Below are 25,799 nucleotides of genomic sequence, written 5' to 3' on the forward strand. Positions count from 1 at the left end.
GAAATTATTCCTGCTGAAAAGTTATTTACTAACATTTCAAATCCTGCTGGTATTTTTCCTTCTACTAAATCATCAAATTTCTTAATTACAAGACCACCCAATGGTCCCATTATCATTGCACCTATAAACATTGGTATGGATACACCCACAACTACGCCCATTGTTGCAACCGCTCCAACAACTCCACCTCTAACTCCACCAACCATTTTACCACCTGTATACCCTATCAGTAATGGTAGTAAATAAAGAATCATTGGATCAACCAATGCACTTAATTCTTCATTTGGTAACCAACCTGTAGGTATAAATAATGCTGTAATTAATCCCCATGCAATAAATGCTCCGATATTTGGCATTACCATTCCACTTAGGAAACGTCCAAATGCCTGTACCCTATCCTGACCTGTTTTCTTTTGTAGATTTGTTACTGTGTTAGCCATAAAATCTCCCCCTATAATTTTTTTAATTTTGAATAATGTTAAATTATAATTTCATTTTTCAGATATTTCTGAAAGATGTCCTGTTCATGTTTACATTATATTGGGCTAAATACTCACATACAAGAAAAAGAAACCCCTTTTATGTCAGTATAAAATAGTGACATAACTGAGGTTCCTTTTATATTAAGCGTTTACATTGAATAATATCTTACAAAAATATTAATTTAATATTATACATCCCTGTTTTTCTATGCTTTGTTCTATAACTTCACTTGTAGCAGGAGTATTAAAATTCACATCTACAGTCCCTCTTGCTACATCAACTTCTACCTTTTGAACCCCGCCTATTTTATCTAATGAGTTTTTTATTTTAGTTTTTCTATCAGAGTTAATTATTCCTGATACTTCATAATGAATTTTCTCCATAATAAATATCCTCCTATTTTTTTAATTTTCTTCTGTATTAGTATTTGAAGAAAATCAAAAAATATATCAGGCAATATTTAAGAATAATCCACTTAACTTAGTATCCTTTATCCAACTCAACTACATTAATCAAACTCTCTCCATGAATATATCTTTTCATATTTTCATATATTAGATTATATCTTCTTTCATTTCTCATTTCTGATATCCATGAATTATGTGGGCTTATAATCACATTATTTAAATCCCAAAGAGCATGATTTTCTGGCAAAGGTTCCACATCATATACATCCAAAGCCGCAGCTTTAATTTTTCCATTTTTTAAATTTTTTATCATCTCTTTTTCATCAACAATACTTCCTCTTGCTGCATTTATAAAAAATACTCCATTTTTCATAGCATTAAATCTATTTTTATCAAAAATATGATAAGTTTCTTTTGTTCCTGGTACAATTCCTACTACAACATCACAAAGTGATAGCATTTCATCTATATTTGTTCTTGAATAGCATTTGTTAAAATATTCTATATTTCTACCATTAGTATTCATGCCTAAAATATTCACTCCGAAGGGTTGAAGTCTTTTAGCTGATTCTATTGCTATGGTTCCTGTGCCTACAAAGCCTATGGTTTTTCCATACAACTCTAGAATGCTACTATCCATTTTCCAGATTTTTTTACTTTGATTATCATGTAATTTCTTACTATTTTTTATCATTTCAAGTATACTCATAACAATCCACTCTGCCATTGGTATACTATACCCACCATTATTATTTGTGATTGTTATATTATTTTTAATTGCAACTTCTTTTGGAACTTGATCTATCCCAATACTAGATAATTGAATCCATTTCAAATTCTCCATTTTACTTATATCTAAGCTCGGAAAAGGATTATAACAAACAAGAATTTCTACATCTTTTAAATCATCAGTGAATTTTGTTTCATTACCTTCCCTATTATAGAGGTGATTTTTCTCATTTCCCAAGATGACTTCATACCCTAAATCTTCAATAGCTTTCATTTTTTCTATACCATAATCAAATGTGAATAATGCTTTTCCCATAAATTTTGACCCCTTTTCTTATTTTTAACTAAGATTATAAATCTTGAATATTCATTTTATTTATTTCTTTATTTTTTTTCACTTTTCCGTGACAACTAAAGTATATAGCTAAAAGTATGAATGTTGGAATATTTAAGATAAAAAAAGAAACCATTATCGCAATCATTTTTTGTAAAATAGATTCATTGCCATAAAAAGCTATATCAAAAACACCAAAAATTGAAAATATAACACTAATAATAGGTATAACTAATCCTGGCCAATTGCCCTCTCTCTTAGATAAAAAAACTTGTAAAATCACAACACCTACTAAAAAAATTAAAGCTACTAATCCTAGTACAATAATATTAATCATCATTTCTATCATTCTCCCTTATCTATTTTTTTATATTCCGAAATTAAAATCTTAGCAACATCAAAATCTAACTTTTCATTTATTACTAATCTTTTTACAAGTGAAACATAAGGATCGTTTGAAGTATCCTCAGATATTTGTATCTTTTGTATTAATCGGTCCAATCTAAGTCTTACCGTTGGATAAGTAACTCCATAAACATTTGCAATCTCTTTTAATGATCCTGATGCTAATATAAATTTCTTTATAAAACTTATATCTTCATCATCTAAATTGCTTAACCAATCCGGAATCACATCTATTGACATTTTATCACCACGCTTTAATTTTATTTATTAATAATTCAACATATTACTTAATAATATTAAGTATATACTTTAACTTTATTAAAGTCAACCTGTTTAATAAACAAATTTATCCATAAAAAAATCTATCCATTTAGGATAGAATTTTTTAATTATTCACTTTTTTTAATGTTGTTGAGATAAGATTAACGGACGGCGTGGAAACCGTCCCCTACAACCAGAAATTATCTATAAGCAAAATCTATTCTTCAATAGTTCCGCCACCAACAACTATTTCTCCATCATAGAAAACCACCGCTTGACCTTTTGTGATAGCTCTTTGCTTTTGTTCAAAAACAACTTTCACTTTATCTTCACCCATAGGAATTAATACAGCTTTAGCTCTTGGAGCACTATATCTAACTTTAGCTTGAACTTCCATAGGGGCTTCTAATTTATCAAAAGGAATAAAGTTTAAATCTCCAGCAATTAATTGATTTTTAAAGATATCAGTTTCATCACCCAAAACCACTTCATTGGTTTTGCTATTAATATCCGTTACATAAACAGGCTTACCAAAAGCAATTCCTAAGCCTTTTCTTTGTCCAATAGTGTAGTGAACTATTCCTTTATGCATTCCAAGAACATTACTATTTTTATCAACAAAGTTTCCTGGCTTCACTTTTCCTGGTGCTTCTTCCTCAATAAATCTACCATGGTTATTATCATAAACAAAGCAAATTTCTTGGCTATCTTTTTTATCATGAACTTCCAGTTCTAATTCTTTTGCAATTTCTCTTATTCTTGTTTTTGTATATTCACCACAAGGCATAAGAGTTTGCTCTAACATATCCTGAGTTAAATTATACAATGCATAAGTTTGATCTTTTCTATCATCATCGGCACTTTTTAAAACATATCTATCTCCAACTTTCTCGATTTTTGCATAATGCCCTGTAGACACATAATCTGCACCTATTGCTTTCGCTTTTTTCAAGAAAGAATCGAATTTTATATATCTATTACATGCTATACAAGGGTTTGGCGTTCTACCAATAAGATATTCATCTATAAAATAGTCGATTACTTTTACTTCAAACTCTTTCCTAAAGTTCATAACATAAAAAGGAATATCCAATTTATCTGCAACTCTTCTGGCATCTTCAACCGCTCCAATAGAACAGCAACCGCCTTCTCTATCTGTATACTCATCATCTTCTTGCCAAATCTGCATTGTAACACCAATAACTTCATATCCTTCTTCCTTTAAAAGATATGCCGCTACAGAGCTGTCCACTCCTCCACTCATTCCAATAACAACTTTCTTTTTCATTTTAACACCTTCCTAACAGTCCATTGATCTAATATTGTTGACTGCAATTCTTATTTTATCCACGAATACTTCTATTATATCATCACTTATGTCATATCCAAATGTAAATCTTATAGAATTTTTCGTTTCTTCTAAAGAAAGGCCTATAGCTTTTAAAACATGTGATTCTTCAATTGCTCCTGCGGAACAAGCACTCCCTGCTGATGCAAATACCCCCATATTATCTAAAACAATTAACAGCCCTTCTGAATTTACTCCTTTAAAACTCACATTAATATTATTTGGTAATCTATCCTTACCCAGAGCCCCATTTATTTGGGTTCCTTCAATTTTTAATAACAAATCTATAATTTTATTTCTATAATTAATAACTTTATCTGTTTCTTCTTCAAAGTTTTCAAAAGCTAATTCAGCTGCTTTACCAAAACCAACTATCCCTGGTACATTCTCTGTTCCAGATCTTCTCCCTCTTTCTTGCTCTCCACCATGGATAAGATTGTGAATTTTAACACCTTTTTTAATATAAAGAGCTCCCACACCTTTTGGCCCATAAATTTTATGTGCTGACATTGACAATACATCAATATTCATTTCTTCCACATTAATAGGCACTTGACCAAGAGCTTGAACTGCATCCGTATGAAAATATACATTTTTTTCTCTACAAATTTCACCTATAGCTTTAATGTTTTGCATTGTCCCAATTTCGTTATTTCCAAACATTATTGATACCAAAATAGTTTTATTATCTATAGCTTTTGTTAAAGTTTCTAAATTTACAAAACCCTTATGATCAACAGGTAAATATGTAACTTTAAAACCCAAACTCTCTAGATACTTACAAGAATTTAAAACTGCTGCATGTTCAATTTCTGTAGTTATAATATGATTTCCTTTATCTTTATTTGCAAAAGCTATTCCTTTTATTGCCCAGTTATCCGCTTCAGTCCCTCCTGAAGTAAAATAAACTTCACTTCTTTTACAGTTAATTAATTTTGAAATATTATTTTTACTCTTATCTATCCCACTTTTAACTTTTCTAGATAAAGAATAAATTGAAGATGGATTTCCATAGTACTCCATAAAATAAGGAATCATCTCATCTAATACTTCTTTTTTTACCTTTGTAGTTGATGCATAATCAAAATATAATTCTCCCATAAAATAAAAGGCCGCATACGCAGCCTTAGTCACCCCTTTAAATTTTATTCTTCAAATAATTCAGTAGATAAATATCTTTCTCCTCCATCTGGAAGTATAACAACGATATTTTTCCCTTTATTTTCTTCTCTTTTAGCAAGCTCTTTAGCTGCAACTACTGCTGCTCCAGAAGAAATACCAACTAAAAGTCCTTCAGTTTTAGCAAGTTCTCTTGAAGTTTTAAATGCATCTTCATTATCAACTTTAATAACTTCATCAATTAAATCTGTTTTTAAGACATCTGGAATAAATCCTGCCCCTATACCTTGTATTTTATGTGGTCCCGGATTTCCTCCTGAGATTACTGGTGATGCTGATGGCTCTACTGCTACTACCTTTATGTTTTCATTCTTTCCTTTTAAGATACTTCCTATACCAGTTATTGTTCCACCGGTTCCCACACCTGCTACTAAAATATCTACTTTTCCTTCTAAATCTTCAAGGATTTCTAAAGCTGTAGTTTTTCTATGTGCTTCAGGATTTGCTGCATTTTTAAATTGTTGTGGAATAAATGAATTTGGGTATTCTTTAGCCAATTCTTCTGCTGCTTCTATAGCACCCTTCATTCCTTTTGCTGCTGGAGTTAATATAAGTTCTGCTCCATAAGCTTTCAACAATTTTCTTCTTTCTATACTCATTGACTCTGGCATTGTTATCATAAGTTTATACCCTTTTGCCGCAGCTGTCAATGCAAGTCCTACCCCCGTATTACCCGATGTAGGTTCAATAATAACTGTATCTTTATTTATTTTTCCGCTTTTTTCTGCTTCTTCAAACATTGCAAAACCAATTCTATCTTTAACACTTCCGCCTGGATTAAAATATTCTAATTTTGCTATTATATTACCCTTTAATTCATTGTTCTCTTTATAATTATTAAGCTCCAACATTGGTGTTTTACCTATAAGTTCTGTTAAATTTTTTGCTATTGTCATATTAATACGCCTCCGATTTTATTAATTCTATATGTTTAGTTGGTTATTTTCTAAATTTTTTTAATCACTTTACAATCAAATTCTTTAAATATATAACATAAATCCATCACTCAAAGTTTTGTCATATTTAAAAACCAAATCTTCTAATGTAATAGAATCCACTACTAAATCTATACTTTCATTCAATTTATCCCATACACTATTCTGTATGCAAATTTCAATTTTATCTTTAGGCTCGTTATCGTTACTATTAATAACATGTAGCGTTCCTTCAACTGCTCTAAGTATTCTTCCTACAGTTATTTGACTAGCTGACTCTGCCAGTATATAGCCACCTTGGGATCCTTTTATACTATTTACAATATTGGCTTTTCTAAGTGTAGCTATTATTTGTTCTAAATATCTTTCAGAGATATTTTGTCTTTCACAAATGCTTTTTAAAGTAACACTCTTCCCATTTGCACAATTATAAGCTAAATCTACCATGGCTTTTAAGCCATATGTTCCTTTTGTCGAAATTTTCATATTATCACCTTTCAATACCGAGTATTTCTATGTGTTTGATGTAATTATAGTTCATACTCTTATTAAAGTCAACACTTATCTGTTCTCTTTATAAAATATTTCTTATTTACAAACATCTACCCAAGATCCTTTAGTTATCTTTTCTAATTCTGTCACACTTATCTTTACTGCTGTATTTGCTGTTCCTGCAGCCGGATATACAAAATCAAATTCTTTTAATGAATTATCTAAATATATATCTAGCGTCTCTGCCAAACCAAAAGGACATACTCCACCAACAGGATGGCCTGTTAATTCAACAACTTCTTCATGATTCATCATTTTAGGTTTTTCACTAAACTTATCTTTAAATTTTCTATTATCTACTCTAGCCCCACCTTTTGAAACAACTAAAATATTAGTTTCCTTAAGTTTAAAGGCCATTGTTTTTGCAATGCGATCTGGCTCTACCCCTAAAGCCTCCGCCGCAAGCTCTACTGTAGCTGTACTTTGTTTAAATTCAATAATTTCTAGATTAAGATTTTCTTCTTTAAATTGATTTTTAACACTTTTTAAACTCATACTAATCCCCCAATTTTATTTTAGAATATTGTTCATATTCGGACTCAATATAAAAGACGAAGTAATTAGTGGTTGGTTGATTAGGTATTAGAAAAATAATTAAAATCTTTTCCTGTAAAGAAATTATCCTCTCTAGCGAAAGATTTCTTTACCTTTCCAACTTTCCACTCACTTCGCACTTTTTCTCTATCATTCACCTTCAAATTAAAAATTTCCTAATAATATTCCATTATAACTTCGCTAAGCCTTTTTATACCCTCTTTAATTAAATCTTCACTCATACTTGAATAATTCAATCTCATGTAATTTTTACGAACATCCTTTGCATAAAAAGAATGTCCTGGAACAAAAGCTACATCCCTTTTAACCGCTTCTTCAAATATAACTTTAGTATCTATTGTTTCTTTTAATTCTAACCAAATAAATAATCCACCTTCAGTTTTTACATACTTTACATCTTTAGGCATATATTTTTCTAAAGCTTCTAGCATAACGTTTCTTCTTTTTCTATAAACTTCTTTGATCTGATCTATATGTTCTTCAATATCAAACATTTTCATGAATGTAACAAGTTCTTGTTGTGCAAGAGTATTACAATGTAAATCTGCTGATTGCTTAACCATAATATATTTTTCAATAATTATATCACTAGCACAAATCCAGCCAATTCTTAGTCCTGGGCAAAATATTTTAGAGAAAGTTCCTAGGTAAATTACGTATCCATCATCATCAAAGCTTTTTATGGATGGATATCTTTCTCCTTCATATCTAAGTTCTCCATAAGGATTGTCTTCAATAATCAAAACTTCATATTTCTTTGCTATTTCCACCATCTTTTTTCTTCTATCTACAGGCAGAGTTCTTCCTGTAGGATTTTGAAAATCAGGAATAGTATAAATAAACTTAACCTCTGGATTACTTTTCAATTTTTCTTCTAAATCCTCAATTATCATTCCGTAATCGTCCATTTCAACTTCAACGTATTCTGGTTCATAAACATTAAATGCTGTTAGTGCTCCTAAATAGGTTGGTTTTTCACAAATTATTTTATCCCCTTTATCTATAAATAATTTCCCAGTAAAGTCAAGACCTTGTTGAGATCCACTTGTGATTAAGATATTTTCTTTAGGTACTTTAACATTTTTCATCCTTGTTTCACCTATAATAGTTCTAAGGTCTTCATTTCCTTCAGTTAAGCTATACTGCAACACTTCTTTACCGTATTTTGTGAATATTTCTTCAGTTACTTTTTTCATTTCATCAATTGGAAACAATTCCGGTGCTGGTAGTCCTCCAGCAAAAGATATTAAACCTTTTTTTTGAGTTAATTTTAGTAACTCTCTTATTTCAGATGCTTTTAATTTTTGCGCTCTTTTTGCTAATTTTAATTCCATGCCCCACACCCCTTTGATAAATTTCTAAAATTCACTGTAAAAAAATTATGTATTAATTATAATATTAGTTTTTAAATAAACATTTGTCAATTTATCTTCATATTTTTTTAAAAATATAACCCATTTTTATAATGGGTTATATTTTAATACTTTTATATTTCTTTTAATACTTATATATTTCTACGAAACTAAAAACTGTATCATGCTCATTACACTTAAATAATCTTTAGTCTCAAAAACTACTTCTGTCTCTGAAATTCTCTTCATTCCTGGATAAAAAGAAGATCTATAAGCTTTAACATGATTTACATAGGATATCTCTACTATAAATTTTTCAGGTAATTTTATCTTACATTCTTTTATATTACTCAATGATACTTCCGCTTGCTTTTTAATTTTATCTATAGCCACTTCCGGATGAATACTTACTGTAGAGGCTCCAATACCTTGCTTAACGGATACAGTATGAATATTTGAGTTTATTATTTTAACTTCTTCACTTAAACCTTCATCTCCAGAAACCATAACCACTGGTACTCCCACATAAGCTGCCGCATAAGCATGTAGCAAAAATTCACTAGCATACACTCCATTTATTTTTATATAATTTATAGAAAAAGGGTGCATAGTATGTGATAATGGATTCTTATCTGAATGTGAGCAGGAATGATACCCTATAAACATAGCTGCATCATAGGTATTGTCAATATCCTGAACCATTGAGAAAGGATGTCCGCTCCATCCTCTTATTAGTTTTGTACACTGTGGAAGGTCATTGTGATTAATATTCCTTCCTGAATCATGAGCATCTTTAATAATAATCTCTTTAGCTCCCGCATTTATAGCTCCGTCGCAAGCTGCTTTCGTTTCTTTTGTCATCTGTTCCATAAAAGGAGAATAATCACCTTTGTTTTTTTCCGTTTCGTCCCAATGAGTGACACCTGTTACTCCCTCAATATCAACACTCAAGTAAATTTTCATTTTGCAACCTCCTATGCCTATTTAGAATAAGATTATAATTTTTTTCTAGAAAATATTATTTCTTTATCAGAAGATAATTCTTTATTATACACATACCTATCCATACTAAATTCTTTAATCTTATTAAATTGTTCAATATTATTTTTTATAAGATAATTAACCATCATTCCTCTTGCTTGCTTAGCATAAGTCCCAATTGTTTTATATTTTCCATCAACTTCTTCTTTAAAATCTATAGTTACCATAGGTAATTTTATCAACTTTGAAAATTCATTAGATGCTAAATTTATTATTAAATCTTCTTTACTAAAATAATTTTCTATTTTATTTTTCCAAAATTCATATAATGATATATTACCTATTTTTATTTTCATATCTAATCTATATGGCTTTATTCCATCAAAAGGACTAAGAATTCCATATAAAGCAGACAATATTATTAAATGGTCATTAGCATAATCTAGGTCTTTTTCATTAAATGCTTTCACATTAATTTCTTTAAAAACTATCCCACTATAGCTTGATATTGCATGATTGATTGTATTAGTAGTATCATAATTTTCATAGTCTTCATAAGTCTTTTCTAATAACTTTCCTTTTATTTTCATCATCAAGCCTAACTCCTCTTTCGATAATCTTTTAATATTATCAGTTATTTCATTGGCTTCTTTTATAAAAAAAGGAGTTTGAATTTTTTTAGAAATATTTCCACTAAAATCCTGAGTTTTACTTGGAGAAATTATTATTTTCATTTAATCACTCCTTTTCAATCAGTGGAGATATTTGTCCTTTATAAAATACGTATTCTAAATGTAATGCTCTAGTAAGCACTACATACAGCAATTTTTTATCCCTATCATTATCTTTATAACTATCCTCACTACAATTGTATATTACCGAACAATCAAATTCTAATCCTTTTGTCATATATGATGGAATAATTATTTTATCTAAATTTATTTCTTTATTTGTATCTTTTACAAGCACCCAATTAATTTCCTTTTCAGTTTTAAGAATTTTATAAACTTCCTCACATTCTTTTAAAGTCTTACAAATTATAGCTATATTGTTTCTTCCTTTTGCTTGAACATCCTTAACAATATCATTCATTTTGATTTTAAATTCATTATTATCTTCTATATTAATAACTTTAGGTTTATCGCCATGTCTTAGAACAGGCTTGGCTGGAATTAAATTGTTTTTTTGTTTTTCCAAAACTTTATTAGCAAACTCTATTATTTCAACTGTAGATCTGTAACTTTGAGTTAATGTTATATAATTAGCATTATTATTGAATACTGTTTTTATTACATCTTCCCATTCTGAGATTCCTTTATAGAAATAAATTCCTTGTCCTAGATCCCCTACCAATGTCATAGACTCAGTTTTAGATATTTCATTTAATACGATGAGTTGAAAAACACTATAATCTTGTACCTCATCTATAACAATATGCTTATATTTATATTTTTCATCTGCACCATCAATTTTTAGCTTTAGATACATTAGTGGTGCTAAATCATCATCATCAATTAATTTATTTTCTTTGTACTCTTTATGACATTCACTCAAATGTTCTCTTAAAAATTCTGGTATTTTTCCACCCGTCGTTTTAATAAAAATATTTTTATCAATATACATCTCATGATAAAAATTAACTATATCTTTTGTAATCCAATTATCAATAAATACCTTAATTTCATATAATGCTTTCTTATTTAATTCCTTTTTCTTTTTATCTCGTTCATTATAAGCCTTAATAATATTTTCTCTTATATCTTCTGGTTTTTCTTCACTGCTTTTTATTAAATTAATTCTATCAATATAATCTAAATCAATTTGTTCCCATATAAAAGGTAGTCTTCCCTTTAGTCTTCCATTAAGATATCTTTTGATTTCCAATTTTCTTTTATTAATAGGTAAATAAACTAAATCTCTAGCATATAACCTCATAATCTCTTTTTTAGGAAAGATCATATATTCATCAGCTCTTACATCTTCTATATCAATATCTATCATTTCTAAAATCTTTAAAAGTCTATCTAATATAACTTTCATCTGAGCCATACCTTTAAATTTACTACTATTTATCAATAAATTTAATTCATTTTTATCTTTATACTTTTCTTCTAAAATACTAGATAGTCTATCTTCTCTTGAAATAAATTTATTTTTTACTATAAAAAATTCTCTAGCAAAATCGTAAAAAGTTACTTGTTTTACATCTTCTGAACCTAAATTAGGCAGAACTTGTGATATGTAATCTAAAAATATTTTATTTGGAGCTACTACAAGAATATCCGAACCACTAATAGTTTTATTATGCCTGTATAATAAATAAGCTAGCCTGTGTAAAGCCACCGTTGTTTTACCTGAACCTGCTGACCCTTGAACTATTATAGGTTGGTTTAAATCAGCTCTTATTATATCATTCTGTTCTTTTTGTATAGTAGCAACTACATCTTTCAGTTTACTACTAACTGCTTCTTCTAGATTTATTTTCAAAAACTCATCTACTAGTTCATTACCCGATGTATCTATTCCGCTTTTTAAAATTATTTCATTAATACCTTCATCAAATGCATCAAGTAATTCCCCTTCTTTAATAAGAAATTTTCTTTTTAAATTAAGACTTCCTTTAATCTCTCCTATAGGAGCCTCATAACTTGCATTTCCGCTAGTACCACTATAATATAAATCCGCTACTGGAGCTCTCCAATCAATAACTTTTTCTTCCATATTACTGTTATCGAACAACCCAAATTTACCTATATAAAAATTATCTTCACTTCTATCTTTTTCACAAAAATCTATTCTAGCAAAATAAGGAGTTTCACTTGCTTCTTTAAATTTCATTAAGCTTTTATCATTTATTTCCTTTACTTTTTTTGTACTTTCAAGTTCAACACTATATGTACTATTTTTCTTAACTAAATCCATTAACTTTTTATCTATATATTCTTTTTCTTTTTCTAGAAATTCAGCCTCTTTATCTATCCAATTTTCAGTTTCAACAAGCTTATCTTTTTCATATCTAAATTCTTCATTTTTTATTGCCATGTTTTTAGTATTCTCCCCGTATGTAAATTTACTTATATCTCATATTCAATTACTATATCCTCGCCAGCTAAACATTCATTTAAATAAAAACAATTCATTTCTTTTATCTTAGAGTAATTTGTAATTAATATCATTGTTGTAAGATCACAACCTTTGTTTTCTAGTAATTCTTTATTAAATTTTATAATCTCATCTCCTACGCTTATTCTTTGATCTTCTTCTGCAACTCTTATAAAACCTTCTCCTTTTAAATCAACAGTATCAATTCCTATATGAACTATAATTTCTAATCCTTCATCTGTAACTATTACAAAAGCATGATTTGTTTCAAAGATCAACTTTATTATCCCATCACAGGGGGCAACCACCACATCGCCGCTTGGCTGAATTGCAATTCCATCTCCCACTAATTTTTGAGAAAAAACTAAATCATTTACTTTCTCTAGTTTAATAACTTTCCCCTTAACAGGAGAATAAAATTTAAATTTATTTCTATTTAAGCTTACCATTTTATTACCTCCAAGTCACCATAACTAATCTATAATAAATTTGTATTGATATAGCAAATCACTATCTATATAAATTTATTATAGATAGTGATTTTTAAAGTGTCAATTTCAGTAAGTTAATATTCTATTCCATAAGATTATCTATATAAGTAACTAAACTGTCTGCTATATTGCCTACAATTATCTGATAATTAGTACTATTTAATTTCATAACCGCAGTAGCTCCTATTTCTTTAAGTAATGCTTCATCTACCTTTGTAGAATCAACCACTTCTAATCTTATCCTTGTAATGCATGCCTCTATAGAAACAATATTTTCTTTTTCTCCTATTGCTTCAATCATTTCTTCTGCTTTTTGCTTTAGCTCACTATCTTTTAAATTGCAAAGCTTAATAGATTCTTCTTCCATCCTACCCGGCGTTGGAATATCAAATTTTTTAATAAAATATAAAAATATAAAATAATATGCAATCCCAAAAATCAATCCTACACCTAAGATACCCAATGGTTTAGTTGATATTCTAAAATTTAAAAGATAATCTATTAATCCTGCTGAAAAAACAAAACCACATTTCATCCCCAGTAAATATGTTATTACAAGTGCTGCACCCGTAAGTATAGCATGAATTAAATAAAGTACTGGTGCTAAGAACATAAACATAAATTCTATTGGTATAGTTATTCCTGTTAAGAATGATATTAAAGCAAAACCGACTAACATACCTGTGACAGATTTTTTATTTTCTTTATTAGCTGCTGTTATTATTGCAATACAAGCTGCTGGCAAAGCAAACATAGTAATTGGAAACAATCCAGTCATAAACGTTCCTGCTAAAGGGTCTCCAGCTAAAAATCTATTTATATCTCCAGTTACAACATTTCCAACTCTATTGGTATATGTTCCAAATTCAAACCAAAATGACGAGTTAAACTTATTATCCAGGCCAAATGGTATTAATATTCTATTGAAAAATCCAAAAATAAAAACTCCTACTACCCCAAATTTATTAACATTATTGCCGAGTATGCTTATACTACTTTCAATCAATGGCCATACATATCCTATAAATAAACCAATTAACAAAGAATATATTGATGTAATTATTGGCACAAATCTTTTTCCCCCAAAGAAACCCAACAACTCTGGTACTTTAATTAACTTATATTTGTTATATAGATATGCTGATAATGAACCGATTAAAATACCTTCTAAAATACCCATTTCAATAGTACTATTAATAGCTAATGCTACTTTGGTTAAAATAAAAAAACCCATAACTGCTGAAATAGCTGCTACTCCATTATTTTCATCTGCCAATCCTATAGCAATACTTATAGCAAAAATCAATGCTAAATTACTAAATATTGCTTCTGCAGCAGCTACCATCCAAGGAATACCATTTGGCAAAATTCCCATAGGTATCCATATATCTACTTGCCCAAATCTAAATAAAATAGCTGCAACTGGCAATACTGCCATCGGAGTCATTAAAGTTCTTCCTAGTTTTTGTAATTTATTCATAAAACTCCTTTTGGTTTTACCCATAAAATACCCTCCTATTTCTAAATATTAACCCTAAATTAATAGCCATATATAATTATATGAAAAAAAAAATTTTTATTTCTTGTTTTTCATACATATTTTTTTCAAGAAAGGGGATCTTAATATTACAAAGAGGATTTAACTTTGTTGAGCAAAGAGTAGTAAAGGATTTTAATTAGTCTTTTATTATTCGAACAAAAGTGTATAAGGGATTTGTATAGGTTGTTTATATGCTGGCGAGAAGATTAATATAGGTTATGAAAGGCTATTCATGTGCCGAAAGGTATGTTTGTGGTCCCAAGTTATGTATATTGGTCGAGCGAAGATTGTATAGAGTTCCGCAGGCTCTTCACTCTTTATTGAATGAACTAGTTAGAGGTTATTTTTAGTCGAGAGATTATAATTAGTTTCCAAGGGATTTTATATGGTCGAGCAAAGATGTATATGGTTTGTGTAATGCTTATATACGGTCGACAGATTTTATGTGGGTATGTAATGATTTATATATGTCGGCGTTAAAATGATTTTAAGTCTTCTTTAAACCTATAAGGTGGATGCAGAAATTGAAAAATTTCTGCATCTTTTCATTTTATCCTAATGTAGCAACCATAACTGCTTTTATAGTATGCATTCTATTTTCAGCTTCATCAAACACTATAGAAAAATCACTTTCAAATACTTCATTGGTAACCTCTATAGAATCTATTCCAAACTTTTCATAAATTTCTTTACCAACTTTAGTTTCTAAATCATGAAAAGCAGGTAAACAATGCATAAATTTAACGCCGGGATTTCCTGTTTTCTTAATCATCTCCATATTTACTTGATATGGCATTAGTAAGTTGATTCTATCCTTCCAAACTTCGTCAGGTTCTCCCATAGAAACCCATACATCAGTGTATATAACATCTGCATCTTTAACTGCTTCATCTACACTTGAAGTTATTGTGATTTTACCACCAGATTTAACTGCCTCTGCTTCACATTTACTTACTAATTCTTCTTCTGGAAAAAGTGATTCAGGCGCTGCAATTCTAAAATCAAGACCCATCTTACTAGCACCTATCATCAAAGCATTTGCCATATTATTTCTTCCATCACCAGCATAAACAAACTTTATTTTATTTAAAGCTTTATCAAAATGCTCTCTTATAGTTAAAAAATCTGCCAATACTTGTGTTGGGTGGTCCTCATTAGTTAGTCCATTCCAAACAGGAACTCCTGAATATTTAGCTAAGGTTTCTACTTTTGTTTGCTCAAACCCTCTGTATTCAATTCCATCATACATTCTACCTAATACTCTAGCAGTATCCTTAACTGATTCTTTTTTCCCTAATTGACTCCCTGCTGGTCCAAGATAAGTAACATGCGCTCCTTGATCATATGCTGCTACCTCAAAGGCACATCTGGTTCTAGTTGAATCTTTTTCAAATATTAATGCAATATTTTTGCCTTGTAATTTTTTACTTTCATTTCCTACATATTTTGACATTTTCAATTCAGCAGCTAAATCTAACATAAATTTTATTTCCTTTTGAGTAAAATCCATCAATGTTAGAAAACTTCTGTTTTTTAAATTAAACATACTACCACCTCTTTTAATATAATAAGTTTATGAATATTTATACATTTATATTTATTATTATACGCTTGTGTTGTGTATTATGTCAATGTATAGTGTATTTTTTAGTTCAATCTCTGTTTTAAAACAAAGTTAATTATATATCTTCTCTATAAAATGGCATAGACATACATCTTGGGCCACCTCTGCCCCTTGACAATTCAGAAGACACTATTGGTATCACTGATATATTGTTTTTATCTAAAAGCTCATTAGTTATATAATTTCGTTCATAAGTTATCACTTTACCAGGCGCAATAGCTAGTGTATTAGAACCATCATTCCATTGTTCTCTCGCTGCAGCAATTTTGTCCCCACCACCACACCTTATTAAGGTTATATCTCTATTCAAATGATAAGCCAATATTTTATCAAGAGAATCCTCTTCTTCAATAATTTTTAGTTTATTATCTTCCTCATAATAAATAGCATTCACTTTTAGTTTTCCCTCAATAGCTGGATGCACCGTAAATTTATCATAATCTAACATTGTAAAAACAGTATCTAAGTGCATAAAAGCTCTTGTTTTTGGTATTTCAAACATTAGTATAGTTTTAAATTCTTCATTATTATTAAAAATATTTTTTGCTATTCGAATTATAGCTTCTTTATCTGTTCTTTCACTATGACCTATTGCTAATACATCTTTAGATAATATTAATTGGTCCCCACCTTCAATACAATACTCATTATTTCTATCATACCATCGTTTTATGTTTGCATCCTTATAATCTTTATGATGATTGAATATATACTTTCCAAATATGGTTTCTCTTTTTCTTGTATTAGTTTTCATAGTATTTATTGAAACTCCACTTCCAATAATAGCAAATGGATCTCTAGTGAAGTATAAATTAGGCATTGGATTCATTAAAAAAGGATAATTGTTTCCTTCCTCGCTATATCCAACCTCCTTTCTTCTAACACCACTCATAACCTTTAAAACCATATTTTCTACTGAAAGACTATTAAGATATTCTGTTAAAACATTCTTTTCATCGTTGGTTGTTTCTCTTCCTTCTAATAACACTTCTTGTATAAACAATTTTTTAATATTTTCTTCTACTAATGATTCCGCCACAAGATTTTCCAAATAAAGAATTTCAACATTGTTATTCTTTAGAACATCGGCAAAATACTTATGCTCTTTTTTTGCTACTTTAAGATAAGGTATATCATCAAACAATAATAGTTCTAAATAATTTGGGGTTAAATTTTCTATTTCATTTCCAGGTTCATGAAGCAGAACTTTTTTTAAATTACCAATTTCAGAATATACATTTATTCCTGAAGAATTCATTTTATCACTCCCACTTTGTCAAATATTCGTAAAAATTTTTAAAAGTATTTTTAAAATCAAAGAAAAACTATAATTGCATATAATATAATAGGCATTATAGTTTTTAATATATTTTAAGCTTAATCTTCTGATTTATTCCCGTATTCATTTATTATTTTTTTCACTAATTTCTTTGTAGCACTTGCTTGAGCAACTAAACTCATAACAACTAAAAAAACTAATATTTTTTCTTCATCTTCATTTTTTAAATTCATTTCACCCAAATAATTTAGCAATTTATTTTGATCAAAGTATTCAGTATCCAAAAATTCATCAAAACTTTTAGTTTGAATTTTTGCAAATATTTCATAAGCTTTTTCCCATGAAATAATATCGTCACTTCTATCATTTATTTCATTAAAAGCTAATGCGAATACCTTCTTAATTTCATCAGTTGTAAGAACTGGTCTCATATAACTTAATAAAACTAGTTGTGCTAAATGAATTTTAGTGTAACCTCTTTTTTTACCATCTTCTGGTTTTGAAATCACTTCATTCTTTATATAATTTTGTACAATATTATTAGTATATTTTTCTTCATCAAATTTATCATTCAAAAAATCAATAACCTGAGATAAAAACAAATCATATCTAGGCAAATCTTTATACGAAACCAAACTACTTTTAGAAATATCTTTTGCTAAATCATTAATATCTTTAAGAATATCATCTTTTCTATTCAATACAAAACCCTCCATGAAAAAATTATATGGAATATATTTTTTTGTAACTAAATCATAATTATATTATAAGGTTCTTATAACTATATTACAAGTTTTTTATTGTGTTGATAATTATAGAGTTATCCACACAAATCCACAGGTTATCAACATTATTTGTGGATAACTTTTTTTTAATTATATTCCTTATTTCTATAATTTACTCCATTATTCTTAAAGATATAATATCTTTAGTGTTTTTGTTATCAACATAACTCACAAATACTTGTTAATAACCTGTTTAAAAACTGTGGAATATTATTACGAAAATTTTTTCATTTTTTACCATATATATTTTGTTTCTTTTGCATTAAAATTATATTTTAGCAATACTATACATTTTTACTTTAATACCCTATTATTTTATATCTTTTTTTTATTAATTTGAAATATATCATCGTTTTATTGTATTATTTTTGCATTATTTATTATATTTTTTTATCTAACTCTTATATTTCGACATATAAATTTACATTTTCCATTTAATCACTTTTTTTTAAAACTTATTTTTTTTGTATTTTTTATCATTTTTACCATCTAATAAATTAACCTTACATCATTAATCCCTTTATTCTAGAAGTTTTTATTAGTAATTTCAAAAAAATTATTCCCATATTAAATTTATTGACTTTTGAATAAATTGGTAGTATATTATATTTACATGGAATTAAATGAGAATTTCTCGAAAAATAAAAAAAATATTCCAGTTTCTATTGACTTCTTTTGTAATATTTGTTATTCTTTAAATATAATATGTCGAAAGATGTAAAATTAAACTGAATGAGGAGGATTTTAAATGAAATCAACAGGTGTAGTAAGAAGAGTAGACGAGCTAGGTAGAATAGTTATTCCTATAGAATTAAGAAGAACTTTAGATATAGCTGAAAAAGATGCTTTAGAAATATATGTAGATGGAGAACAAATAATTTTAAAGAAATATGAGCCAGCTTGTATTTTCTGTGGAAATGCAAGAGACGTTGTTAACTACAGAGGAAAAAATATCTGTGAAAATTGCATGACTATATTAAAAGAAGAAAAATAATATATTTTTAAACATAGAAAAACACTTTCCTTCATAAGAAAGTGTTTTTTATATTTATATTAGTATACTCTTCTCGCAGTTACAAAGTCAGATCTACTTGATAAAGTAGATATTTTAACCACATCTCCTGTTTGTGGAGAATGTATATAACAATTATTTCCAACATATATTCCTACATGTCTTATGGGACTTCCAAAGAAAACTAAATCACCCGGTTGTAAATCAGATTTATCAACATATGATCCAACCCCAGCTTGACTTCTTGAAACCCTTGGCAAATTAACACCAAAATGATCAAATACATAAGATGTAAATCCAGAACAATCAAATGAATTAGGTCCAGTTGCCCCCCATTGATAGGGTCTTCCTAAATAATTAGAAGCGTATGCCACAATAGCATTAGATGAAATTTCTGCAGAACCTCTTGATGGTGTATATTTTTGTGTTGCTGCTCTAGCTTGCTCAATCAATTCATTTGTTTTATCTATTTCAGCTTTATCTTTATTTACTACATTAGCATAAGCAGTAGCTTCTTTTTGTGCTTCATCTATATATTTTTGTTGTTCATCTTTAGCAACTTGTAATTCTGACATCTTATTTTGTTGCTCACCCTTTGTTGCTGCTAATTCTGCATTTTCTTGCTCCATAAGTTTCTTACTTGCCTCAACCTCTGCTTGCTTAGCTTTTAATGTAGCAATAATTTCTTTATCTAATTCTGTTATCGTTCTCACTATTTGAATTCTAGAAAAAAGGTCACTTAAATTTTTAGCACCTAGTACTATTTCTACATAACCAGTTTCACCATTCATATACATGGCTGACATTCTTTGTTCATATAATTTTTTTTCAGCTTCCATATCAATTTGAGCCTGTTCGATTTCTTGCTTTGCATTTTCTATGTTTTTTTCTATATCTGTTATTTTATTATTTAATTCATCTATTTTATTTAAGGTTTCTTCTATGTTGTAGTCTAACTCTTCTATTTTAGAATTTAATTCTTCAACAATTTTCTGTGCTTCTTGAAAATCATTTTCATGCTCTGCCAACTCTTTTTTTTGCTGCTGCAATTGTTCTTGTAATGTATCTGCAAAAACTACCATTGAAGCACTACAAGAAGTTGCTATAGCAACCGATAATACAGTAGCAATCACTTTTTTATGCACATCTCACATCCCCTTTACAGTATACTCTATCACATTATACCATTAATGCTTAAATATTTCATCTATAATAAATAATATTTATAAAAATATCCCTTAATTTATTAAATAAATTTAGTTTAGAAACTCTTTATGTTCAAGGAATATTTGTAAACTTCTGACTTAGGTAATTTTCTATCCTTAGCCACCATTTTGATAGACTCTTTTTTGCTGTTGTTTTCTTTAATATATTTAATTATATGTTCTTCTATACTCAAGTCTTCCCATAACTTCTTTTCATCTTCAATAGCTTCTTTTTGAGATTTACCTTCAATAACAAGTACGTATTCACCTCTTGGGCTTTTTTCTTCATAATAACTTATAGCCTGTGAAATTCTACATCTAATTATTTGCTCATGAAGTTTAGTTAACTCTCTACATATAGCTATTGTTCTATCTCCTAAATTTTCTTCTAAGCTTTTTAATGTAACAATCAATCTATGTGGAGACTCATATATTATTATAGTTTCCGGATATAATTTTATATTTTCTAGCATAATATTTTTTTCTTTTCTTTCTCTAGGCAAAAAACCTCTGAATATAAATTTTGAAGAATCTAGCCCTGAACCTACTAAGGCTGTAGTTATTGCCGTAGCACCGGGTAATACCTCAAAATCTATATTTTCTTCTATACACTTAGAAATCAAAATAGAACCTGGATCAGATATACCTGGAGTTCCAGCATCTGAAACTAATGCTATTTTTCTTCCTTCTTTTATCAGTTTAACTATTTCATCACCTTTATCATATTCATTAAACTTATGATAACTAAATAAATGTTTCTTAATATTAAAGTGATTTAATAACTTTATAGTATGTCTTGTATCCTCTGCTGCTATCATTTCAACCTCATTAAGCACTTCTAATGCTCTAATGGTAATATCTTTTAGATTACCAATAGGTGTAGGAACAATAAATAGTTTTCCTTCCATATCTCTTTCTCCTCTATTTATGAGTTTATTATTTATCTCTTCCATATATTCTAGTTAATTCTTCAGTATAATTTCCATGTTCATCATACACAAATAAAGGGGATTCCCATTTAAGAAAACTACCTCCATCTCGTTGAGCTTCTATTAGCACAATATTTGGTGCTTTATTAACATTAGGATGAACCATCCTAACTCTCTTAGGCTCAATTTTATACTTTCTCATCAATGTAAAAATGTCAACTAATCTATCTGGTCTATGTACCATGTACATTCTTTTATTATCTTTTAATAAAGTTCTACACGCTAAAATAACATCCTCTAGATTACAACATATCTCATGTCTAGCAATGGCAATTTTATCGTCAGGATTTATTATACCAGAATTATAAACCTTATAAGGTGGATTAACAGTAACTACATCCGCTTTAGGTAATTTTTTTAACATTTCAATATTTTTTAAATCACCTTTTATAAAATCAATTTTATTTTCTAATTTATTATATAGTACAGACCTTTGCGCCATTTCTACCATTTCTTCTTGAATCTCTAAACCAATAATTTTTGATGGGTTATTCTTTCCTTTTATAACAAAAGGAACTATACCCGTACCAGAGCATAAATCAATTACAGTAGAATTACTTTTTACATTAGCAAAATTAGCTAATAAAACAGCATCTACACCAAATCTGAATTTATCTTTCTTTTGTATTACAAATAAATCTTTTAACTGTAAATCATCTAAAGTTTCGTCATCTTTTATTAAATTTTCATTCATTATAATCACCATTTTTTTATATTTTTATTTACCGTATATATTTTTAATCTATACGTAAGTTTTGTCTATAATACTTAAAAAATATTAATCTTAAGAATTTTATTATACTTTTAAAAGTACTAATAATCAATTATATTGCTTTAATTTATAATTAAAGTATTTATTTGTTTAAATTCCCACTAAGATTTATAAAAACTATGCATTCTTATTTATTTTTATCTTAACTTTAAATATTTTTTACTGTATAATTAGCTTGTCAAGTAATTAGCTACTTGTAAAAATTTTAAGGAGGACTCTAAATGATTTCCTTATACAAATCATTTTCATATGAAAATACTTGTGTTTCAATAATTAATGAAGAAGTGGAGAGCTTTTTTGATATTCGTCTCAACGAAGCTTATACATATACTATGCTATTAGTTAAAAATACAAAAGCATATAACAAAGATGATTTTAAAAGTAATGTTATAAGTAATTTAGATATTCAGCTACTTTTTATTCATATTTTTGAAAGAATCGGCACAGAAATTTTTGAAAGTTTAGATTTTGATTCTACTATATTGGCTCCTAGCACTTTACCTTTTGACCATATAATAAAACAATCTAGTTTTGATTCAGCAATATTAGAAATGTGTAATTATCTTTCTGACGATATAATAACCACAGCCTTTAATTCTATAGGCCATGAAGTATTTGAAATCGAACTAAATAAAGCCACAAACAAGAAAATCAAACTTGATAAACATCAAGAATCAATTTACTCTAAAATAAGCGAAACTATTTTATCTTTTAAACTACAATTTAAAGACTCATTAAAAAATATTACAATTCAAACTCCAAAACATATTGATTCTTCAAACACTACAAAATATATAATGTAAGCCTAAAGTAAATGCTTTAGGTTTTTATTTTGAAAACCCTACCCACTTAGAACATTTATCTCCTTGCATAGTTTTTATTTTATAAAATCCGTCTGGATTATAACAATTTCCTTCTTCACAATATACTTTTATATTATAAAAATCAACCTCTCTTTTACAATTCCAATATATACAAGTGGCACAAGATTTTTGATGTTTCACCCACATATACATAATATCCCCCCTTTATTTTATATGACATATTATTATTATTAATATGGAGGCTATTTTAGAATTATTACTTTTCTATATAAATGTAAAATAAAAAAAGACCGTCAAAGACGATCTTTTTTTTATTCAGCTACTGGTGCTGCTACTGGACAAACATTAGCACAGTTTCCACAATCGATACAAGCTTCAGCATCAATTACGTATATTCCATCTCCTTCAGATATTGCATCTACTGGACATTCTGAAACACAAGCGCCACAACTTACACATGAATCATTTATAATATAAGCCACAAAAACACCCCCTCATCATGATTTAGAATATTTATATATCCGCTATCTATTTTAACACTTTCCTTAAATTAAAGGAAGTCCCTTTATAAAATACTAAAGCCCATATCTTCTATAAAGTCCAATATTTCATCTTTGGAGATAATATTTTCATCAAATATCATTTCTAAATTATTTTTTTTCAATTGAGTAGCAATAATACCTTCTTTGGCTGATATTCTTTCTGTAATAACAGCAAAGTTATCCCTTTGACTTAAGTCCATAATATTTATTGATATTTTCATAAGTCTGCCCCCTTTAATTGCTAATCTTTTTTAAGTATTTCCTTAAATTCTTTAGTCTCTTCACTATCAATAAAAATATTTATATCTTCTGTGGAATCATCTAATTCTCTGTATTCATATTCACCAGAAATCAGATCAATTTCATGCATTGAAAAAGTTTTTATATATTCTTCTTCATCCTTTTTCTTTAATTTAACATTAACTATTTCTTTTACAACATTATTTGAAACAACCACACCTTTACCCTCAACTGTTTTGACAATAGACCCCGCTTTAGGTAGTTTTTGTTTTATAGTTTCATATGTATCTTGTTCGTAATTTAAGCAACACATTAATCTTCCACAAATACCAGATATTTTTGAAGGATTTAATGATAGATTTTGCTCTTTTGCCATTTTTATAGATACTGGTGCAAAATCACCTAAAAACGAAGAACAGCACATTGGTCTTCCACAAGGCCCCAAGCCGCCTATCATTTTTGCTTCATCCCTTACACCTATTTGTCTTAATTCTATTCTTGTTCTAAAAACAGAGGCCAAATCTTTTACTAATTCTCTAAAATCAACTCTTCCTTCTGCAGTAAAATAAAATATTATTTTATTATTATCAAAAGTATATTCCACATCTATTAACTTCATAGGTAATACATGATTTTCTATTTTTTCTACACATATAGAAAATGCTTTATCTTGTTTTTCTTTATTTTCTGTATTTATATTTATATCTTCTTGTGTAGCAACTCTTAAAACATTTTTTAGAGGTGTAACTATATTCTTATCTTCAACATCCTTAGGTCCAATAACACAATGTCCAAATTCCGTACCTCTAATTGTTTCAACTATAACATAATTATCAACTTTAATTTCTAAATCATTAGGTGAAAAATAATATATTTTACCAGATTTTTTAAATCTAACTCCAACTACTTTTATCATATTAAACCTCCTGCATTTTCAGAAACATTACAGCAAAAACCAATTCTGAATTTACTTTGCTTTGTAATTTTTCTCTAGCCTCATTAATTATACCAATAAATTCATCTAGTTTTTTCATTGAATACAAATTTGCCATATCCATTATATCATTTAATTTATCATAATTGATAATAATATTATTATCCCCTATTTCTTTATATATCATAATATCTCTTATATAGGATAATAATGTATCTATAATTTCTTCCCACATATAATTATATTTGTTGAAATAACTCTCATACTCTTGCATAATACCTATATTATCTTCACCTACTGATTTTATTAAGGATAACGTAAAATTTCTTACCTCTTTGAAATCCGCATCATTTAAATACAAATCACATCTACCTGGAATTCCATCACTAAAGTTAATTAACAAATTCATTTCATCATTTGTTAAAATTTCATATTTCTTTTGTAAGTAAAGTTTTATCTCATTTGCTTTTAATCTGTTTAATCTATGAATTTGATTTCTTGATTTAATTGTTTCTAAAAGAAGATCTAAGGATTCACTACACATTATTATAGTGACTCCTTTAGGTGGTTCCTCTATAGTTTTTAGAATTGCATTTTGAGCCTCTGTAGTCATCTTATGAGCCTCATATATTATAACTACCTTTTGACTACCTTCATAAGGTTTTTTGTTGACTTCTATTATCAAACTTCTTATTTCATCAACACCAATAGATTTCTTGTTTTTTTTAACTCTCCATTCAACAATATCTACATAATCCCTATTTTCATTTTTTCCTAATATTTTTATGGCTACTTGATAAGCTAATAAACTTTTTCCTATTCCATCTGGACCCACAATTAAATGTGCATGTGAAAAAGTATTATTATTTATGGAATTTTGAATTTGATTTTTTATAAATTCATGCCCAATTATGCTTTCAAATCCCATGGGTTGTACCT

The 25,799-nt window shown here is 28.3% G+C and carries 29 protein-coding genes; 2 read left to right on the forward strand and 27 right to left on the reverse strand.

What is annotated here, in order from left to right:
* The 19 genes from BUB83_RS18815 to BUB83_RS18905 all read right to left on the reverse strand — a co-directional run.
* Nucleotides 1-440 (reverse strand): PTS transporter subunit EIIC (locus BUB83_RS18815; RefSeq protein WP_159434116.1); only part of this gene is annotated, 440 nt, incomplete at its 3' end.
* A 219-nt stretch (nucleotides 441-659) separates the two neighbouring features.
* On the reverse strand, nucleotides 660-866 hold the full coding sequence (locus BUB83_RS18820; protein WP_073340669.1) for a heavy-metal-associated domain-containing protein: 207 nt from the start codon (nucleotides 864-866) through the stop codon (nucleotides 660-662).
* A 97-nt stretch (nucleotides 867-963) separates the two neighbouring features.
* Nucleotides 964-1,935 (reverse strand): phosphoglycerate dehydrogenase, encoded by a 972-nt coding sequence (locus BUB83_RS18825; RefSeq protein WP_073340670.1) that lies wholly within the window; start codon nucleotides 1,933-1,935, stop codon nucleotides 964-966.
* 34 nt (nucleotides 1,936-1,969) lie between these two features.
* The gene (locus tag BUB83_RS18830; RefSeq protein ID WP_200801502.1) at nucleotides 1,970-2,293 is read right to left on the reverse strand and encodes a hypothetical protein; all 324 of its coding nucleotides are present in this window, start codon (nucleotides 2,291-2,293) and stop codon (nucleotides 1,970-1,972) included.
* 5 nt (nucleotides 2,294-2,298) lie between these two features.
* Nucleotides 2,299-2,598, reverse strand: a complete 300-nt coding sequence (locus BUB83_RS18835) for a DUF2089 family protein (RefSeq protein WP_073340671.1) — start codon at nucleotides 2,596-2,598, stop codon at nucleotides 2,299-2,301.
* Nucleotides 2,599-2,836: 238 nt separating this feature from the next.
* Nucleotides 2,837-3,907 carry a tRNA 2-thiouridine(34) synthase MnmA gene (gene mnmA, locus BUB83_RS18840; RefSeq protein ID WP_073340672.1) on the reverse strand — a complete coding sequence of 357 codons (1,071 nt, stop codon included), beginning with the start codon at nucleotides 3,905-3,907 and terminating at the stop codon, nucleotides 2,837-2,839.
* Between the two features lie 12 nt (nucleotides 3,908-3,919).
* Nucleotides 3,920-5,068: a cysteine desulfurase family protein gene (locus BUB83_RS18845; RefSeq protein ID WP_073340673.1), complete on the reverse strand. Its 1,149-nt coding sequence runs from the start codon at nucleotides 5,066-5,068 to the stop codon at nucleotides 3,920-3,922.
* A 44-nt stretch (nucleotides 5,069-5,112) separates the two neighbouring features.
* A complete protein-coding gene (cysK, locus tag BUB83_RS18850) occupies nucleotides 5,113-6,042 on the reverse strand; it encodes a cysteine synthase A (RefSeq protein WP_073340674.1) in 930 nt (309 codons plus the stop codon).
* An 84-nt stretch (nucleotides 6,043-6,126) separates the two neighbouring features.
* A complete protein-coding gene (locus BUB83_RS18855; protein WP_073340675.1) occupies nucleotides 6,127-6,567 on the reverse strand; it encodes an RrF2 family transcriptional regulator in 441 nt (146 codons plus the stop codon).
* 102 nt (nucleotides 6,568-6,669) lie between these two features.
* Nucleotides 6,670-7,128: a YbaK/EbsC family protein gene (locus BUB83_RS18860; protein ID WP_073340676.1), complete on the reverse strand. Its 459-nt coding sequence runs from the start codon at nucleotides 7,126-7,128 to the stop codon at nucleotides 6,670-6,672.
* Between the two features lie 215 nt (nucleotides 7,129-7,343).
* The gene (locus BUB83_RS18865; RefSeq protein WP_073340677.1) at nucleotides 7,344-8,522 is read right to left on the reverse strand and encodes an aminotransferase-like domain-containing protein; all 1,179 of its coding nucleotides are present in this window, start codon (nucleotides 8,520-8,522) and stop codon (nucleotides 7,344-7,346) included.
* 180 nt (nucleotides 8,523-8,702) lie between these two features.
* Nucleotides 8,703-9,503: a M55 family metallopeptidase gene (locus BUB83_RS18870; protein ID WP_073340678.1), complete on the reverse strand. Its 801-nt coding sequence runs from the start codon at nucleotides 9,501-9,503 to the stop codon at nucleotides 8,703-8,705.
* A 32-nt stretch (nucleotides 9,504-9,535) separates the two neighbouring features.
* Complete coding sequence (locus BUB83_RS18875) at nucleotides 9,536-10,255, reverse strand: YaaA family protein (RefSeq protein WP_073340679.1); 720 nt, start codon at nucleotides 10,253-10,255, stop codon at nucleotides 9,536-9,538.
* A gap of 4 nt (nucleotides 10,256-10,259) precedes the next feature.
* Nucleotides 10,260-12,563: an RNA polymerase recycling motor HelD gene (gene helD / locus BUB83_RS18880; protein ID WP_073340680.1), complete on the reverse strand. Its 2,304-nt coding sequence runs from the start codon at nucleotides 12,561-12,563 to the stop codon at nucleotides 10,260-10,262.
* 32 nt (nucleotides 12,564-12,595) lie between these two features.
* Nucleotides 12,596-13,072 (reverse strand): PTS sugar transporter subunit IIA, encoded by a 477-nt coding sequence (locus BUB83_RS18885; RefSeq protein WP_073340681.1) that lies wholly within the window; start codon nucleotides 13,070-13,072, stop codon nucleotides 12,596-12,598.
* Nucleotides 13,073-13,196: 124 nt separating this feature from the next.
* A complete protein-coding gene (locus BUB83_RS18890; protein WP_073340682.1) occupies nucleotides 13,197-14,618 on the reverse strand; it encodes a PTS transporter subunit EIIC in 1,422 nt (473 codons plus the stop codon).
* Nucleotides 14,619-15,204: 586 nt separating this feature from the next.
* Nucleotides 15,205-16,200 (reverse strand): ornithine carbamoyltransferase, encoded by a 996-nt coding sequence (argF, locus tag BUB83_RS18895; protein WP_073340683.1) that lies wholly within the window; start codon nucleotides 16,198-16,200, stop codon nucleotides 15,205-15,207.
* A gap of 133 nt (nucleotides 16,201-16,333) precedes the next feature.
* The gene (arcA, locus tag BUB83_RS18900) at nucleotides 16,334-17,536 is read right to left on the reverse strand and encodes an arginine deiminase (protein ID WP_073340684.1); all 1,203 of its coding nucleotides are present in this window, start codon (nucleotides 17,534-17,536) and stop codon (nucleotides 16,334-16,336) included.
* Nucleotides 17,537-17,655: 119 nt separating this feature from the next.
* Nucleotides 17,656-18,273 carry a DUF1836 domain-containing protein gene (locus tag BUB83_RS18905; RefSeq protein ID WP_073340685.1) on the reverse strand — a complete coding sequence of 206 codons (618 nt, stop codon included), beginning with the start codon at nucleotides 18,271-18,273 and terminating at the stop codon, nucleotides 17,656-17,658.
* Between the two features lie 817 nt (nucleotides 18,274-19,090).
* Between BUB83_RS18905 and BUB83_RS18910 the strand changes: the two genes are divergently transcribed.
* Nucleotides 19,091-19,336 carry an AbrB/MazE/SpoVT family DNA-binding domain-containing protein gene (locus BUB83_RS18910; RefSeq protein ID WP_073340686.1) on the forward strand — a complete coding sequence of 82 codons (246 nt, stop codon included), beginning with the start codon at nucleotides 19,091-19,093 and terminating at the stop codon, nucleotides 19,334-19,336.
* A gap of 59 nt (nucleotides 19,337-19,395) precedes the next feature.
* On the opposite strand, the gene BUB83_RS18915 is transcribed toward BUB83_RS18910, so the two are convergent.
* From BUB83_RS18915 to BUB83_RS18925, 3 genes are all read right to left on the reverse strand, one after another.
* Complete coding sequence (locus BUB83_RS18915; protein WP_073340687.1) at nucleotides 19,396-20,499, reverse strand: C40 family peptidase; 1,104 nt, start codon at nucleotides 20,497-20,499, stop codon at nucleotides 19,396-19,398.
* A 116-nt stretch (nucleotides 20,500-20,615) separates the two neighbouring features.
* On the reverse strand, nucleotides 20,616-21,467 hold the full coding sequence (rsmI, locus tag BUB83_RS18920) for a 16S rRNA (cytidine(1402)-2'-O)-methyltransferase (protein ID WP_073340688.1): 852 nt from the start codon (nucleotides 21,465-21,467) through the stop codon (nucleotides 20,616-20,618).
* Between the two features lie 28 nt (nucleotides 21,468-21,495).
* On the reverse strand, nucleotides 21,496-22,242 hold the full coding sequence (locus BUB83_RS18925) for a tRNA1(Val) (adenine(37)-N6)-methyltransferase (RefSeq protein ID WP_073340689.1): 747 nt from the start codon (nucleotides 22,240-22,242) through the stop codon (nucleotides 21,496-21,498).
* 299 nt (nucleotides 22,243-22,541) lie between these two features.
* On the opposite strand from BUB83_RS18925, the gene BUB83_RS18930 reads away from it, so the two are divergent.
* A complete protein-coding gene (locus BUB83_RS18930) occupies nucleotides 22,542-23,123 on the forward strand; it encodes a hypothetical protein (protein ID WP_073340690.1) in 582 nt (193 codons plus the stop codon).
* Nucleotides 23,124-23,147: 24 nt separating this feature from the next.
* On the opposite strand, the gene BUB83_RS18935 is transcribed toward BUB83_RS18930, so the two are convergent.
* The 5 genes from BUB83_RS18935 to BUB83_RS18955 form a co-directional block, all read right to left on the reverse strand.
* Nucleotides 23,148-23,336 carry a hypothetical protein gene (locus tag BUB83_RS18935; RefSeq protein WP_073340691.1) on the reverse strand — a complete coding sequence of 63 codons (189 nt, stop codon included), beginning with the start codon at nucleotides 23,334-23,336 and terminating at the stop codon, nucleotides 23,148-23,150.
* A 119-nt stretch (nucleotides 23,337-23,455) separates the two neighbouring features.
* Entirely contained in the window at nucleotides 23,456-23,626 is a 171-nt protein-coding gene (locus tag BUB83_RS18940) for a DUF362 domain-containing protein (RefSeq protein WP_073340692.1), read from the reverse strand.
* 83 nt (nucleotides 23,627-23,709) lie between these two features.
* Nucleotides 23,710-23,907: a hypothetical protein gene (locus tag BUB83_RS18945; protein ID WP_073340693.1), complete on the reverse strand. Its 198-nt coding sequence runs from the start codon at nucleotides 23,905-23,907 to the stop codon at nucleotides 23,710-23,712.
* A 20-nt stretch (nucleotides 23,908-23,927) separates the two neighbouring features.
* Nucleotides 23,928-24,842 carry a PSP1 domain-containing protein gene (locus BUB83_RS18950; RefSeq protein WP_073340694.1) on the reverse strand — a complete coding sequence of 305 codons (915 nt, stop codon included), beginning with the start codon at nucleotides 24,840-24,842 and terminating at the stop codon, nucleotides 23,928-23,930.
* Nucleotide 24,843: 1 nt separating this feature from the next.
* On the reverse strand, nucleotides 24,844-25,788 hold the full coding sequence (locus BUB83_RS18955) for a DNA polymerase III subunit delta' (RefSeq protein ID WP_073340695.1): 945 nt from the start codon (nucleotides 25,786-25,788) through the stop codon (nucleotides 24,844-24,846).
* Nucleotides 25,789-25,799 lie beyond the last annotated feature (11 nt).

The organism is Clostridium grantii DSM 8605, from assembly GCF_900129965.1.
GTDB classification, from domain to species: Bacteria; Bacillota; Clostridia; order Clostridiales; family Clostridiaceae; genus Clostridium_AF; species Clostridium_AF grantii.

Bases quoted from the DNA above. Each gene is read 5' to 3' on its own strand.
- BUB83_RS18910 (WP_073340686.1), top strand. From the start codon at position 19,091: ATGAAATCAACAGGTGTAGTAAGAAGAGTAGACGAGCTAGGTAGAATA.
- BUB83_RS18855 (WP_073340675.1), bottom strand. From the start codon at position 6,567: ATGAAAATTTCGACAAAAGGAACATATGGCTTAAAAGCCATGGTAGAT.
- BUB83_RS18845 (WP_073340673.1), bottom strand. From the start codon at position 5,068: ATGGGAGAATTATATTTTGATTATGCATCAACTACAAAGGTAAAAAAA.
- BUB83_RS18935 (WP_073340691.1), bottom strand. From the start codon at position 23,336: ATGTATATGTGGGTGAAACATCAAAAATCTTGTGCCACTTGTATATAT.
- mnmA (WP_073340672.1), bottom strand. From the start codon at position 3,907: ATGAAAAAGAAAGTTGTTATTGGAATGAGTGGAGGAGTGGACAGCTCT.
- BUB83_RS18950 (WP_073340694.1), bottom strand. From the start codon at position 24,842: ATGATAAAAGTAGTTGGAGTTAGATTTAAAAAATCTGGTAAAATATAT.
- BUB83_RS18955 (WP_073340695.1), bottom strand. From the start codon at position 25,788: ATGGGATTTGAAAGCATAATTGGGCATGAATTTATAAAAAATCAAATT.
- cysK (WP_073340674.1), bottom strand. From the start codon at position 6,042: ATGACAATAGCAAAAAATTTAACAGAACTTATAGGTAAAACACCAATG.
- BUB83_RS18820 (WP_073340669.1), bottom strand. From the start codon at position 866: ATGGAGAAAATTCATTATGAAGTATCAGGAATAATTAACTCTGATAGA.
- argF (WP_073340683.1), bottom strand. From the start codon at position 16,200: ATGTTTAATTTAAAAAACAGAAGTTTTCTAACATTGATGGATTTTACT.
- BUB83_RS18875 (WP_073340679.1), bottom strand. From the start codon at position 10,255: ATGAAAATAATAATTTCTCCAAGTAAAACTCAGGATTTTAGTGGAAAT.
- BUB83_RS18835 (WP_073340671.1), bottom strand. From the start codon at position 2,598: ATGTCAATAGATGTGATTCCGGATTGGTTAAGCAATTTAGATGATGAA.
- BUB83_RS18860 (WP_073340676.1), bottom strand. From the start codon at position 7,128: ATGAGTTTAAAAAGTGTTAAAAATCAATTTAAAGAAGAAAATCTTAAT.
- rsmI (WP_073340688.1), bottom strand. From the start codon at position 21,467: ATGGAAGGAAAACTATTTATTGTTCCTACACCTATTGGTAATCTAAAA.
- BUB83_RS18830 (WP_200801502.1), bottom strand. From the start codon at position 2,293: ATGATGATTAATATTATTGTACTAGGATTAGTAGCTTTAATTTTTTTA.
- BUB83_RS18925 (WP_073340689.1), bottom strand. From the start codon at position 22,242: ATGAATGAAAATTTAATAAAAGATGACGAAACTTTAGATGATTTACAG.
- BUB83_RS18885 (WP_073340681.1), bottom strand. From the start codon at position 13,072: ATGGTAAGCTTAAATAGAAATAAATTTAAATTTTATTCTCCTGTTAAG.
- BUB83_RS18870 (WP_073340678.1), bottom strand. From the start codon at position 9,503: ATGAAAATTTACTTGAGTGTTGATATTGAGGGAGTAACAGGTGTCACT.
- BUB83_RS18905 (WP_073340685.1), bottom strand. From the start codon at position 18,273: ATGGAGGGTTTTGTATTGAATAGAAAAGATGATATTCTTAAAGATATT.
- helD (WP_073340680.1), bottom strand. From the start codon at position 12,563: ATGGCAATAAAAAATGAAGAATTTAGATATGAAAAAGATAAGCTTGTT.
- BUB83_RS18825 (WP_073340670.1), bottom strand. From the start codon at position 1,935: ATGGGAAAAGCATTATTCACATTTGATTATGGTATAGAAAAAATGAAA.
- BUB83_RS18890 (WP_073340682.1), bottom strand. From the start codon at position 14,618: ATGGGTAAAACCAAAAGGAGTTTTATGAATAAATTACAAAAACTAGGA.
- BUB83_RS18930 (WP_073340690.1), top strand. From the start codon at position 22,542: ATGATTTCCTTATACAAATCATTTTCATATGAAAATACTTGTGTTTCA.
- BUB83_RS18865 (WP_073340677.1), bottom strand. From the start codon at position 8,522: ATGGAATTAAAATTAGCAAAAAGAGCGCAAAAATTAAAAGCATCTGAA.
- BUB83_RS18945 (WP_073340693.1), bottom strand. From the start codon at position 23,907: ATGAAAATATCAATAAATATTATGGACTTAAGTCAAAGGGATAACTTT.
- arcA (WP_073340684.1), bottom strand. From the start codon at position 17,536: ATGAATTCTTCAGGAATAAATGTATATTCTGAAATTGGTAATTTAAAA.